Raw genomic sequence first — 12635 nt, 5'->3', positions numbered from 1 at the left:
TCACCCTTTTTAATCCGGATCAACATGCAACAAAAACAAGAAAAGCCTATTTCATTAACACAATCACTAATCCCCGTCGTATTACTTGTTGTTTTATTGGCTATTAATGTTTTTGTATTCCGGGATGAGGCTTTATCAGGCACGAATCAATTTATTTTACTCCTCGGTGGAGCGATTGCCATTCTAGTAGGCACGTACAATCGCGTTTCTTATGACAAAATACTAACTCAGATTATCAATAACGTTCGAGACACCTCGAATGCGATTTATATCCTATTACTCGTAGGAGCCTTATCTGGGACCTGGTTGTTGAGCGGTATTATCCCCACGATGATCTACTATGGATTGGAAATATTACACCCTTCGATCTACCTCCCGGCCTGTGTGATTATTACCTCTATTATTTCAATTGCAACAGGAAGCTCATGGACCACTTCAGCAACCGTTGGTATAGCCTTGGTAGGCATTGGCAATGCCTTAGGTATGCCGTTAGGGGTGATTGGTGGTGCAGTGATTTCAGGTGCCTATTTTGGGGATAAATTATCTCCCCTATCAGACACGACAAACTTAGCTCCTGTTATGGCAGGAACGGATTTGTTTACCCACATCCGCTATATGCTCTACACTACAGTGCCTACGTATGTGGTCACCCTCATCCTATTCGTGATCTTGGGTTTTCTTTACAGCGCTAATGGTGAAGTAAATACGCAAGAAACCCTTGATGCAATACGCAGTACCTTTCACATTACTCCCATTCTGTTTATTGTTCCCATTTGTGTAATCGCCTTAATTGTCAAAAAAGTACAACCAATTGCAGCCTTGTTAATTGGAACTTTACTAGGGGCTGTCTTTGCTCTTATATTCCAACCCGACATCGTTGTTCACGTTGCTGGTGGTGAGGTCTTTAATTTCTATAATGCATACAAAGGCGTAATGCTTGCCTTGACGACAGACATCCGCATTCTATCGCCTTTAGAAAGCCTCAATGGCTTATTTGAAGCAGGCGGTATGGCTAGCATGCTCAACACGGTTTGGCTAATTTTATGTGCGATGTTTTTCGGGGGAACCATGGAAGCAATCGGGGCACTCCAAAAAATCTCCCATGCGCTATTGCGCGTGGCCACAAGTTTATTTGGATTGTTCGCAAGTACAGTGGCGAGCTGTTTAGCCGTTAATATCACAACTTCGGATCAATATTTATCAATTGTCGTGCCTGGTAAAATGTTTGCTGAGGCATACAAACAAAAAGGATTGGCGCCTGAAAACTTGAGTCGAACCTTAGAAGATTCGGGTACAGTAACCTCAGTATTAATTCCGTGGAATACCTGTGGAGCCTATCATGCAGGAGTGTTGGGCATTCCGACGTTGACGTATTTACCCTATGCCTTTTTCAACTACCTAAGCCCTTTTGTAACCTTGTTATACGCGGCTTTAGACATTAAAATTAGGCGAATTGTCAAGAAGGACTAAGCCATAACAATCAAATCCCTCCTTTTGCGCCCTATACTGTAAGAAGTCATAAAAATGCAACGACAGAATGAAGAATATACCTTTTTCTTCTATTGCTTTATTTTTTACTCTTTCATTTGTTCTCGTAAATAAAAAAATATGAGACTAAAATTTTTAACAGCACTAGCAGTACTACTAGCTAGCAGTTTCTTCTTGCAATCGTGCTCGAAGGAGGACAACAATCGACCGCAATCCATCCAAGACAGCAAAACAACCCTACTGGCCACACATGTCTGGAAAACCACTGCCATTCGAGATCACCAAGGAAAGAAGCTCGATCTTGCTTCAGGTCCCGTTCAGACCTATACGGGTTATGCCTATTATCGTCGAGACGGAACATTTCGCTTTGTAGATTTCAATGACAAACCCAAACTATTTGGTACTTGGAAGCTAACAGATGGAGCAAGTAAACGCCATTTAACGGTGTACAACAACGAAAATTCTACCGCCTATACCCGGACCGTAGATCTCCTGGCGGTAAACAACAGTTTATTTTCCTATAGAATTGTGCCTGATCCTAGCAAACCCAACACATTCTATGAGGTAGATCACCAACCTGTGACCAATCATCCAGAACCCCTAACGCCAGCTCAGCTTTTGGCGGCCGTTCCTTGGAAAACAGTTGCTGTATTGGATATCACCGCAGGGGTTCAACAGGCTAAAAAACTGAACATGAATACAGCTCCTGCAGCCGATTATGTAGGAAATACCTACTATACTAATGTTCATGGCAATGCCTATTTCCCCAAAAATAAAGAAGGAAAATACGCCAATGGCACATTTGCTTTTACAGCGCTTAACGATAAGAAAAACGTGCGTTCAAAAGGAGATTGGTATGTTTCTGTCGATGGAACACAACGCACACTCATTGGTCGAAATCCCAATCAATCTATCGCTTGGGAACAAAAAGTTTATATTGTAGAACTAACTACAGCTAAGTTTACCTATGACATTCAAGTAGGTAAAAAGATGCTTCGCGTCTTTCATCAACCCTTAACAAATTAAATTCAGACTTGAACTAATCCAAGGCTTTTTCTCTTTAGAAAAAGCCTTGGATGTTATTCCCAACGATGTATAATATTCGCTCGTTCTATCCTTCTGTATTCATTGGGTGATACCCCCATTTCCTTTCTGAAAAACTTAGAAAAATAACTAGGCGATGGATAGCCCAATTCAAACGCTATAGCGGCGATATCTCGCGTGGTATTAATGAGGAGTAATTTAGCATAAGCCACATTAACCTCGTTAATCAATTGCTTTGCAGAACGTCCAAGTACGGTTTTAATACATCGATTCAAATAATTTTCTGACAAACACAAGGAATCCGCATAATAGCTGACAGATTTTTCCCGAATATGAGAGTCAATCACCAATTCTTTAAATCGATAGGCAATTTCTAAATCCCTCGAACTGAAGGTATAATTAACCGTATAGCAGTTTAATCGCGATAAAATGGAATAAAAAATAGGAACATACACACTAGGTCTAATCACGTGCAATCCCAATTCTCCATAAAGCAATAACATACTTGCGGTCAATGCCTGCGTATCGTAATAATCTAACTTGTAGTAAGGCATATACTTGATTTCCTCCTTTTTGTCGTGCATCAGTAAATACTGTGTAAAAATATCAGATTCATAGAAAATGATAAAACCCTTAACATCGTCAGAAAGGTATTGCGTAGCAGTCCAAAGCCCTTGTTTTACATGTAAACACTCACCTGGAGCAATGCGATAATGCTGAAAACTAATCAGCTGTTCAAATTCGCCTTGGGTAATAAAGATGATAAAACTAAAGGCCGTTCTATACGGGCTTACAGGCTTTACAATACCCGTTAAATATTCCTCTATTTTATAAATTTGAAGGGAGTTCGTATTGCTGAGTATCGCCAAATCGAGATAAGGCAAATATCTTTTTTTATAATCATAACTAGATAAAATCGAAGCAACTTCTTTCATATAAAAATACAGTAAAAAACACCTCTAAAGGTAAGTATAAAATCGATACGCTTCCATGGCATGAAAAGGGATAGTATTGGCATGATATGGCTATTTACTTGAGGTCAACAAGTTTTTACTTTTGTACAAAACTTTAAGAACTATGTATTTAACTCATCAAGAAAAGGAAAAAATGCTTCTTTTATTTGCGGCAATTGTGGCCAAGAGCAGAAAAGAAAAAGGATTAAAACTGAGCTATCCAGAAGCTGTAGCCTACTTATCTGGACATATAATAGAGGGAGCAAGAGAGGGAAAAACGGTACAGCAATTGATTGGTGAATGCAACCAATTATTAACCTGTGACGATGTTATGCAAGGGGTTCCCGAATTAATTGAGCAATTACAAGTAGAGGCGATGTTTGTCGATGGAACAAAGCTCGTTTCACTCAATTCCCCAATACCATCTAATCCGACTACAACGCTAGCTGCAGGGGCATATTCCTTTGCTTCTGACGACATTGAACTTTCAGCGGGCAGAAAACGCCTTCAAGTTTCAGTTGTCAATACAGCGGATCGTCCTGTACAAGTCGGATCTCACTTCCATTTTTACGAAGTAAATCCAGCCTTACATTTTGATCGCGAAAAAACCAAGGGCTATCACTTAGACATTGCTTCGGGCTTATCGATTCGATTTATGCCAGGGGTTACAGAAACAGTAGATCTTGTAGCATACGCAGGAGAAAAAATCATCCACGGATTTACAGGAAAAATAAATGGTTCGATTTAATTTAAAAGCAAGAAAGTAAGATGAAAAAAATATCACGTAAAGAATATGCCAGCTATTTTGGACCAACAACAGGGGACAAAATACGCTTAGCGGATACCGATCTTTGGATCCAAATTGAAAAAGACTATACCACCTATGGGGATGAGTTAATTTTTGGTGGCGGAAAAGTAGTACGCGACGGAATGGGGCAACATCCTTTAGCCACAAAAGAACAAGTGTTAGACACTGTAATTTCCAATGTGATTATTATAGATCATTGGGGAATTGTAAAAGCAGACATCGGCATTAAAAACGGCCTTATTGTAGGCATTGGAAAAGCGGGTAATCCTTTGATTATGGATGGGGTATCGCCCAATATGATTGTGGGAGTGGGTACGGAATACATCGCGGGTGAAAACCTAATTGTTACAGCGGGCACCATAGATACCCATGTGCATTATATTTGTCCACAGCAATTTGATGTTGCCCTGCAATCGGGAACGACAACTGTTGTAGGTGGAGGAACAGGTCCTGCGGCGGGCACCCTTGCTACAAACTGTACTTCAGGAGCTTGGCATTTGCAACGCATGGCTTTAGCAACAGACAAAATACCAGTAAATTTCATCTTTTTAGCCAAAGGAAACAGTTCGAGTGCAACGGCATTACACGAAATTGTAACTGCAGGTGCTGGCGGAATGAAAATTCACGAAGATTGGGGCAGTACGCCTTACGTATTAAACAAGTGTTTGGAAGTGGCTGATCAAGCCGATATTCAAGTGTGTATTCACACCGATACCCTAAACGAAGCTGGTTTTGTAGAAGATTCACTCAACGCCTTCAACGGAAGGTCTATTCACACCTATCACACGGAAGGTGCCGGCGGTGGACATGCACCTGATTTATTAAAAGTGGTTGAATACGATAATATTTTGCCTTCTTCCACTACACCGACCAATCCTTTTACCATCAATACTATTGATGAACATTTAGACATGATGATGATTTGTCATCACCTAGACAAAAATATACCAGAGGATATTGCTTTTGCTAAATCGAGAATTCGAGAACAAACCATTGCTGCTGAAGGTGTTTTACACGATATGGGAGCGATTTCCATGATGAGTTCCGATTCACAAGCCATGGGGCGTATTGGCGAAGTAGTGACCCGTACTTGGCAAATTGCCGATAAAATGAAGAAAGATTTTGGCCCCTTACACCCTGATACAAACAATGATAACTTCAGAGCCAAACGCTATATAGCCAAATATACGATCAACCCTGCAATAACACATGGTATAGCAGATTATGTAGGATCAATAGAAGTAGGCAAAATGGCCGATTTGGTTTTCTATCGACCGTGTGCTTTTGGGATAAAACCCGAAATGGTAGTCAAAGGAGGCGTAATTGCCTATGCAGGAATGGGCGATCCCAACGCGTCTATCTCTACTCCTCAACCGTATATGTACCGCCCAATGTGGGGCACTTTTGGCAAAGTCGTAGGAGAAATCTCAGCCTTGTTTGTAGCCCAACAAGCTATTGATCACGGTGGACTTCAAGAACTAGGGGTTGAAAAGGCACTTAAAGCAGTCAAGAATACCCGTCAGGTGAAAAAATCAGATTTAATTCACAATGCAAGTCAACCTCATATCCATATGAATCATCAAACCTATGAGATTCAGATCGACAATCAACCTGTTTCCATTCAACCATCCCAATCATTGCCTTTAAGTCAATTGTATCATATATAGACTTTTGGAAATAGAGAATAAAAAGGAGTAAAGTTTTCACAACAAGGTAGTAGAGCCCCCTACTACCTTCTTTTTACAGCTATTGACCCAAAGCGGTTAAGAAGGAAACACTAGATGTACCTTAGGCAGTAATTTTATTTCCTACAGTTGCACGCTTCTAGTACGAAAGCTGTTGACCCGTCCTAAAAAAACTGTACAGTAATAAAAGGATGAATAAAAATCTGTACAGTATGAAGTAGGATTATTAACTATAGCTGTACAGTTATAGTAGGACGAGACAAGTACGAAAGCTGTCATGTTGGAGATGAGTCCATAATGAGTCCATAGTGAGTCCATAGTGAGTCTATAAAAAACACGCTTTTTACTAGACTCACTATGGACTCACTTTGCTGTAACTACGTACTTATATAGAAGGAAACCAAAGCATACCCTTTAGAAGATAAGAAGAAGAGGCAGGGCTTTAATTTCTCACCACCGCATATTTCCCATTATATCTCATCTCGTTTACCTTTGTTATGCCTTCGATAAATCTAGGCGTGGTTTTGTTTTTTCCTCTTCCACTGGGCATTTTATAACAAATCCTTCACACATAGTGTCATTTTTTATTCGTATATTTAGGCTTCTCGAAATAAGTTTTACTGGCTTCCGTAAAATTACAAGAGTAGACGGCAATCACTATAAATAAAACTTATAGTAAAATAAAGAACAATAATCAAATATAATGGTTTATACCAATTCGATACGCTACTTTTGTAAGAGAAATAAGAAAGGAAAAACAAATATTAACTTTAAAAAATAAATAATATGTCTTTAGTAGGTAAAAAGTTTCCAAACATTACAGTAGATGCAATTTCAGAAATGGGTGATAATTTAAGAATCAACATTTTCGAAGAAGCGACAAAAAACAACAAAAAAGTATTGTTATTCTGGTATCCAAAAGACTTTACTTTTGTATGTCCTACAGAATTACACGCTTTCCAAGAGGCTCTTCCTGAATTTGAAAAAAGAAATACAATGGTAATTGGAGCGTCTTGCGATACAAACGAAGTTCACTTTGCTTGGTTAAACACAGCAAAAGACAACGGAGGAATCGAAGGAGTTACTTACCCTATTATTGCTGATACACAAAGAAATTTATCTTCAGTATTAGGAATTTTAGACGTTGAAAGTGAAGTGTATAACGAAGAGTTGGATTCAGTACAAATCGAAGGATCAAACGTTACATACAGAGCGACTTATTTGATTGACGAAACAGGAAAAATCTTCCATGAGTCAGTAAACGATATGCCATTAGGAAGAAACGTTAATGAGTACGTGAGATTAATCGACGCTTACACACACGTTCAAACACATGGTGAAGTATGTCCTGCAAACTGGGAAGAAGGAAAAGACGCAATGAATGCAGACAGAAAAGGTGTTGCTGATTACTTAAGCAAACACTAATTAGGTATTAACGCAAAAAAACAAAAAAATGCTTTTAGAATTAGAACAAGATAACTTACAAGAAATTGTAGGTCAAAACGAAAAAGTAGTTGTACAATTTTCAGCTACATGGTGTGGTAATTGTAGAATTATGAAACCGAAGTTTAAAAAGCTTTCAACAGAAAAAGAGAATATCACTTTTGTTATTGCAGATGCTGAAAAATTCCCTGAATCGAGAAAACTAGCTGACGTGAGTAATTTACCTACATTCGCTACTTTTGTTAACGGAAAACTAGTGAACCAAACCCAAACAAATAAAACGGAAGTTTTACACGAGTTGGTTGGAGAAATCGGTTAATTCTAAAAAACAAATAGCATGAAATTACCTGTAATCAAGCATTTGACTCAATTTATTGAGGACAATGATCAAGACTATATCATAGAAACTTTAGAAGTATTGGAAAACCTAACGGAAGTTCCCTCTTTAAAAGACGAAGAATTAGACGTTATTGGTGAATTAATTTCCAATATGTACGGAGCACTAGAAGTTCAGAAATTAATGAAAGAAGGTGCTACACAAAAAGAAGCATTAAATAGCTTCATGCAAAGAGTACTAGGGTCTATCGACAAATAATCTTTATATTTTACATAAAAAGCTACGAGGTTTCACTTCGTAGCTTTTTTTTCTTCTCCCTCGATTGACTTTCTTGTTGTAGATTAAGCGATCTTCCCACCTATGCCACCTACCTTTGTATGGTAAATAAAAGATCACTCTACCATGAAAATAACAGCTTTTGCTGCTAGTAATAGCAGACAATCCATCAACTTAGAACTGGTAAAACACGCCCTTGCCGATTTTGGTGAACACGAGATTCAGCTATTGGATTTAAACGACTATGAAATGCCGATTTATTCTCCTGAGCGAAACCAAGAAGGTGTTCCAACACAGGCGTTAGCCTTTAATCAAATCCTAAAAAATAGCGATGCTTTAATTATTGGCTTAGCAGAACACAACGGAACATTTAGTACTGCGTTTAAAAATATTTTTGACTGGGGATCACGTGTTGACAAAACGCTTTTCCAACAAAAACCTATGTTTTTACTCTCTACCTCTCCAGGGCCTAGAGGCGGACAATTCGTAATGGAATCAGCTAAAAATATTTTCCCCTTCTTTGGTGGAAATATTAAGTCTCACTTTTCACTTCCTAGTTTTCAAGACAACTTTAAGGATGGAACTATTGTCGATGACAACCTAAAAATAGAATTTCAAGCGCGATTAGGCGATTTTAAATCAACATTACAACAACACTAAACACTGCTTTTTCAACAAAAGAGGTTATCCTTTAGGGGATAGCCTTTTTTTATTGCCATTCCTTCTTTTGTCCTCTATTTAAGTTCTTTCTCCTTTTTTTAAACTGCAAATTGATTCGTACCTTTGCACAACTTAAAAACGAGTAGCGGTTAGAAGCAATCCTATGTGCAAAACACTACTGCTCACCAGTAAACAGTTCATTTATGGTGAACTGAAAAAGCAGTGTAAACCATGACAACGAACTTCATTGTACAATTCCTTAAACAAGAAAGCCAGCACTTATTTCGAATGAAACACAGTGATCGCCTGTGGCATGTTCCCTTTATGGCGATGTTTGCCATTGGAGTTCCCCTGCTTACGGGATGGTATTTTGACAATCTACAGGCGGGTTTATTGGCGTGTTTAGCAGGATTAGTCATCCTCTATGTGCCTTCTAACTTACCTACTCCCCAGCGAATGTTTATTATGCTGGTGTGTTCTTTTGGATTTATGTTTTCCTATGTTGTTGGGGTTATTTTTAGCTTTAACTACCTCGTTTCTGCGGTTGTATTTGGATTATTTGCCACGGCTGTGCATTGGATTTCGCTTTACTTTTCCATGCCTCCTCCGGGTAGTTTCTTCTTTATTATGATTGCTTCTATGGCGAGCAATACACCTTTTGACTTTACTACCATTGCCACGCGTATTGGATATTTTGTACTGGGTACCATGTTTGCCTGTACGTTGGCATTGATCTATAGCTTTATCGTCGGACGTCGATACCTTCCCCAAACTCCGGTGCGCATTATACAACCCGTTCCTATCAAAACGCAAGTAGACTACCTAATTCGCGCGTTGATTGTTGGTCTATTTATGTTTATCTCTTTGTTACTAGGCAATTTACTGCATTTCAACAATCCATATTGGATTCCGATTTCGTGTTTGGCCATTATGCAGGGAATTTCTGTATATCACGTTTGGCAACGCGCCTTACACCGCATTGCAGGAACATTTATTGGCATTGGTTTGTGTTGGGTCTTGATCTCCATTTCACAACAACCCCTCTACTTGTGTATCTGTATTATGCTCTTGCAATTTATTATTGAGATTTTTATTTCGCGCAATTACACCCTTGCTGTGGTTTTCATAACGGCTCTAACCGTATTGTTAGCCGAAGCGGGAAGCTCGTTAATACACTCCCCTAACACCTTAATTCAAAGCCGATTAATCGACATCATTATCGGTAGCTTACTCGGGGGAATTGGCGGTTGGCTCTTACACCATGAATACATAAGAGAGCATACGGTTGACCGAATTAGAAGCACGCGAATTGTGTTGAAAAGAAGACGAAAAAAAAACTAATTTACTCGTATATTTCGTCTGACTTAGTTGAAATCTCTAGGCGTATGAACAAGCACCAAAAACGAATGATTGTCTGTAAGTGGCTACCAAAAAACATAGCTGCCTTAACGCTGTATCCCTTTGTGATCTACAAAAAAGCCGCTTATGCCGAAGATCCTGTACTAGTCAACCACGAACGCATCCACCTCAAACAACAAATCGAACTGCTCATTATCCCTTTCTATCTCTGGTATGCAATCGAATTCATCCTGCGTTTTCTCTACTGTAGAAATTCGCGCAAAGCGTATCGAGCCATTTCCTTTGAACGAGAAGCATATGAGCACGAAGCCGACTTCTCCTATCTCGAGAAACGAAAGTGCTATAACTTTTTGAGAAAGAGATAGGAGAAACAGGCGGGTAGGACTACTGCAATTTTACATTTTCAATTTCTTCAACGGTTCGAATCAGTTCAGGTCCCAGGTGTTGGAATCCATGGTCTTCGATGCGGAAATTATCTTCAATTCGAATACCGCCAAAAGATTTGTAGGCGTTTAATTTGTCGTACTGTATAAAATCGCTGTGTTTTTTTTCGGCTTGCCAGCGTTCGATCAATTCAGGGATGAAGTAAATCCCTGGTTCAATGGTTAGTACATGTCCAGTTTTCAACGCCTTACCCAAACGCAGTGATTTTAACCCAAATAGCTGTGTTTCTTTAGGTTGTTGAGGGGTATAGCCTACGTATTGCTCCCCTAAATCCTCCATATCGTGTACGTCTAATCCCATGAGGTGTCCCAGGCCACATTGAAAAAACAAGGTATGAGCATGCGCTTGTACTGCGTCTTCTGCTCTACCCTTCATCAGTCCAAAATCAATTAGTCCTTGAGATAAAATCAAAGCAGCGTGTAGATGCACATCTTTAAACGCAACGCCTGCTTTCAGCTTGCTTTTTGCGCCTTCAAAAGCGGCGAGAACCACTTGATAGAGCTCGCGTTGTTCTGGGGTAAATTTGGCATCAACGGGAAAGGTACGCGTTAAATCAGAAGCATATCCACTTGGAGTTTCACATCCAGAATCATTCAACAACAATTGTCCCGATTGTAGCGTATTGCCCAAGTAGTGGTTGTGGAGGATTCCTCCATTCACAGTAACAATCGACGGATAAGCTAATCTGCAATTTTCCTGAGCGGCAACCTGTTGAATGGCAGCAGCTATTTCGTACTCTTTTACACCTGGTTTTGCAAGGCGCATGGCCGTTAAATGCATGGCATTGGTAATCGTCAGTGCTTTCTCTATTTCGCTGATCTCTTGATCTTCCTTAATCTCCCTTTGGGCAACCACAGCTTGAATAAAAGGTATAGAAGGCTGGAAATCAGCAATTGATAGTTGAAGTAATTCCCCTAACAAAATCTTATTCGCCGGTTGATAAGGTGGCAAATAATGTATGTTGCGTTGGGTCGTCATGGCTGTTGCCACATAATGAGCTAATTCAGCATACGAACGCATTTCAGTTACCCCTGCTCGCTCACATTTAGCCTGTAACGTTTCTTGTCTACCCATCCATACTAAAGCATCCATAGTCATTTCATCGCCGAAAATAACCGTGCGGTTTTCATCTAAATCAACAATAGCAGCGATATGAGGCTGTTGTATTCCAAAATAGTACAAGAATGTACTGTCTTGGCGAAAAGGATACGTATTGTCCTCAAAATTAATGGGATATTCCCCGTTGCTTAAAAACAACAGAAGTCCTTGACGCCCCATTGTCTTCATCAGTACTTCTCTTCTATTTATATAGGTTTGACTGCTAAACATCATCTTTCTTATTAGATTTTATACAATTCATTTTTATTTGCTACACCCACCCCACTCAGACGTTAAAATCTTTCATTGCAGGCATATTGATTTCTTTTACACAAGTGGCCCTACTCGTTTGCAGGACAAAGCGAATGGCTGCTAACACATCCTCTAGGGGAATAAGCGCACCATCCGTTTGAGCTATTACATCCTCTACCGCAACACGGTGATCGTATTCCGTTGCTAGATAGCCTAAATTTAAAACACTTATTCCGATGCTGTGCTCGCGTAAGCTTTCTCGTAAAGCGTGTACCATGCCGCGCAAAGCAAATTTAGAAGCCGAAAAAGCCACTTCTCTCCCCTTGTGGTTTTCCAATCCCCAAGTAGACCCTATAAGAATAATCTTGGCATTAGGGCTTTGTTTCAAATGGGGAATAAAAGCTTGTAAAGACAATAGACAAGCGGTTACATTCGTCTGAATAATTTGAATAATCTCCGTTTCAGAAGATTGTTCAAAGTCATACGTATCCTCAAAAGCCTCTTGCTCCCAAATACCAACATTGTAAATCAAATAATCCAATGGTTGATCTGCGATCACTTTACGAACTGCTGCTACCGCTTGTGTGGGTTGGGATAAATCCGCTTGTATCCAAGTTGTATTGGGTGCTAGGTCAACTGGTTTGGATCGAGAAACACCATAAACAACATCGGTTTCCTGAGGAATCCCTTGGGCGATGGCTCTGCCTAACCCTTTACTGATCCCGTATAGTAAATATTTCTTACTCATTGTTCAACATTTATACACAAAGCTAAGGTAGAATAATCTA

The 12635-nt window shown here is 39.6% G+C and carries 13 protein-coding genes; 10 read left to right on the top strand and 3 right to left on the bottom strand.

The annotated features are described in order from the left end of the window. The first annotated feature begins 24 nt into the window (after positions 1 to 24). The gene (gene nhaC, locus HX062_RS03830) at positions 25 to 1470 is read left to right on the top strand and encodes a Na+/H+ antiporter NhaC (protein WP_182626105.1); all 1446 of its coding nucleotides are present in this window, start codon (positions 25 to 27) and stop codon (positions 1468 to 1470) included. Positions 1471 to 1608: 138 nt separating this feature from the next. Next, a complete protein-coding gene (locus HX062_RS03825; RefSeq protein ID WP_286466471.1) occupies positions 1609 to 2514 on the top strand; it encodes a DUF4822 domain-containing protein in 906 nt (301 codons plus the stop codon). A 53-nt stretch (positions 2515 to 2567) separates the two neighbouring features. On the opposite strand, the gene HX062_RS03820 is transcribed toward HX062_RS03825, so the two are convergent. After that, on the bottom strand, positions 2568 to 3467 hold the full coding sequence (locus tag HX062_RS03820) for a helix-turn-helix domain-containing protein (protein ID WP_286466470.1): 900 nt from the start codon (positions 3465 to 3467) through the stop codon (positions 2568 to 2570). Between the two features lie 142 nt (positions 3468 to 3609). Between HX062_RS03820 and HX062_RS03815 the strand changes: the two genes are divergently transcribed. The 8 genes from HX062_RS03815 to HX062_RS03780 all read left to right on the top strand — a co-directional run bounded on the left by HX062_RS03815 (position 3610) and on the right by HX062_RS03780 (position 10418). After that, complete coding sequence (locus HX062_RS03815; protein WP_182626108.1) at positions 3610 to 4233, top strand: urease subunit beta; 624 nt, start codon at positions 3610 to 3612, stop codon at positions 4231 to 4233. A gap of 20 nt (positions 4234 to 4253) precedes the next feature. Continuing rightward, positions 4254 to 5960, top strand: a complete 1707-nt coding sequence (gene ureC, locus HX062_RS03810) for an urease subunit alpha (protein ID WP_182626109.1) — start codon at positions 4254 to 4256, stop codon at positions 5958 to 5960. Positions 5961 to 6764: 804 nt separating this feature from the next. Beyond that, entirely contained in the window at positions 6765 to 7403 is a 639-nt protein-coding gene (locus HX062_RS03805) for a peroxiredoxin (protein WP_002985718.1), read from the top strand. A gap of 28 nt (positions 7404 to 7431) precedes the next feature. After that, positions 7432 to 7740, top strand: coding sequence for a thioredoxin family protein (locus HX062_RS03800; RefSeq protein ID WP_182626110.1), 309 nt, complete (start codon positions 7432 to 7434; stop codon positions 7738 to 7740). Between the two features lie 18 nt (positions 7741 to 7758). Then, the gene (locus tag HX062_RS03795; protein ID WP_158963096.1) at positions 7759 to 8016 is read left to right on the top strand and encodes a DUF6952 family protein; all 258 of its coding nucleotides are present in this window, start codon (positions 7759 to 7761) and stop codon (positions 8014 to 8016) included. A gap of 144 nt (positions 8017 to 8160) precedes the next feature. Continuing rightward, positions 8161 to 8694 (top strand): NADPH-dependent FMN reductase, encoded by a 534-nt coding sequence (locus tag HX062_RS03790; RefSeq protein ID WP_182626111.1) that lies wholly within the window; start codon positions 8161 to 8163, stop codon positions 8692 to 8694. Between the two features lie 231 nt (positions 8695 to 8925). After that, positions 8926 to 10035, top strand: coding sequence for an FUSC family protein (locus HX062_RS03785; protein WP_182626112.1), 1110 nt, complete (start codon positions 8926 to 8928; stop codon positions 10033 to 10035). 44 nt (positions 10036 to 10079) lie between these two features. Further along, a complete protein-coding gene (locus HX062_RS03780) occupies positions 10080 to 10418 on the top strand; it encodes a hypothetical protein (RefSeq protein ID WP_255492358.1) in 339 nt (112 codons plus the stop codon). A gap of 19 nt (positions 10419 to 10437) precedes the next feature. Here HX062_RS03780 and HX062_RS03775 read toward each other — a convergent pair whose 3' ends face one another. Together HX062_RS03775 and HX062_RS03770 are read right to left on the bottom strand one after the other, a co-directional pair. Beyond that, the gene (locus HX062_RS03775) at positions 10438 to 11826 is read right to left on the bottom strand and encodes an aminopeptidase P family protein (protein WP_286466483.1); all 1389 of its coding nucleotides are present in this window, start codon (positions 11824 to 11826) and stop codon (positions 10438 to 10440) included. 55 nt (positions 11827 to 11881) lie between these two features. Continuing rightward, positions 11882 to 12595 (bottom strand): SDR family NAD(P)-dependent oxidoreductase, encoded by a 714-nt coding sequence (locus HX062_RS03770; protein WP_286466467.1) that lies wholly within the window; start codon positions 12593 to 12595, stop codon positions 11882 to 11884. Positions 12596 to 12635: the final 40 nt, after the last annotated feature.

This window comes from Myroides sp. DF42-4-2 (genome assembly GCF_030326445.1).
GTDB lineage: Bacteria > Bacteroidota > Bacteroidia > Flavobacteriales > Flavobacteriaceae > Flavobacterium.
Note: the sequence above shows the minus strand (reverse complement) of the source record. Positions and strands in the feature narration are given on the sequence as shown.

Bases quoted from the DNA above. Each gene is read 5' to 3' on its own strand.
- nhaC (WP_182626105.1), top strand. From the start codon at position 25: ATGCAACAAAAACAAGAAAAGCCTATTTCATTAACACAATCACTAATC.
- HX062_RS03825 (WP_286466471.1), top strand. From the start codon at position 1,609: ATGAGACTAAAATTTTTAACAGCACTAGCAGTACTACTAGCTAGCAGT.
- HX062_RS03820 (WP_286466470.1), bottom strand. From the start codon at position 3,467: ATGAAAGAAGTTGCTTCGATTTTATCTAGTTATGATTATAAAAAAAGA.
- HX062_RS03815 (WP_182626108.1), top strand. From the start codon at position 3,610: ATGTATTTAACTCATCAAGAAAAGGAAAAAATGCTTCTTTTATTTGCG.
- ureC (WP_182626109.1), top strand. From the start codon at position 4,254: ATGAAAAAAATATCACGTAAAGAATATGCCAGCTATTTTGGACCAACA.
- HX062_RS03805 (WP_002985718.1), top strand. From the start codon at position 6,765: ATGTCTTTAGTAGGTAAAAAGTTTCCAAACATTACAGTAGATGCAATT.
- HX062_RS03800 (WP_182626110.1), top strand. From the start codon at position 7,432: ATGCTTTTAGAATTAGAACAAGATAACTTACAAGAAATTGTAGGTCAA.
- HX062_RS03795 (WP_158963096.1), top strand. From the start codon at position 7,759: ATGAAATTACCTGTAATCAAGCATTTGACTCAATTTATTGAGGACAAT.
- HX062_RS03790 (WP_182626111.1), top strand. From the start codon at position 8,161: ATGAAAATAACAGCTTTTGCTGCTAGTAATAGCAGACAATCCATCAAC.
- HX062_RS03785 (WP_182626112.1), top strand. From the start codon at position 8,926: ATGACAACGAACTTCATTGTACAATTCCTTAAACAAGAAAGCCAGCAC.
- HX062_RS03780 (WP_255492358.1), top strand. From the start codon at position 10,080: ATGAACAAGCACCAAAAACGAATGATTGTCTGTAAGTGGCTACCAAAA.
- HX062_RS03775 (WP_286466483.1), bottom strand. From the start codon at position 11,826: ATGTTTAGCAGTCAAACCTATATAAATAGAAGAGAAGTACTGATGAAG.
- HX062_RS03770 (WP_286466467.1), bottom strand. From the start codon at position 12,595: ATGAGTAAGAAATATTTACTATACGGGATCAGTAAAGGGTTAGGCAGA.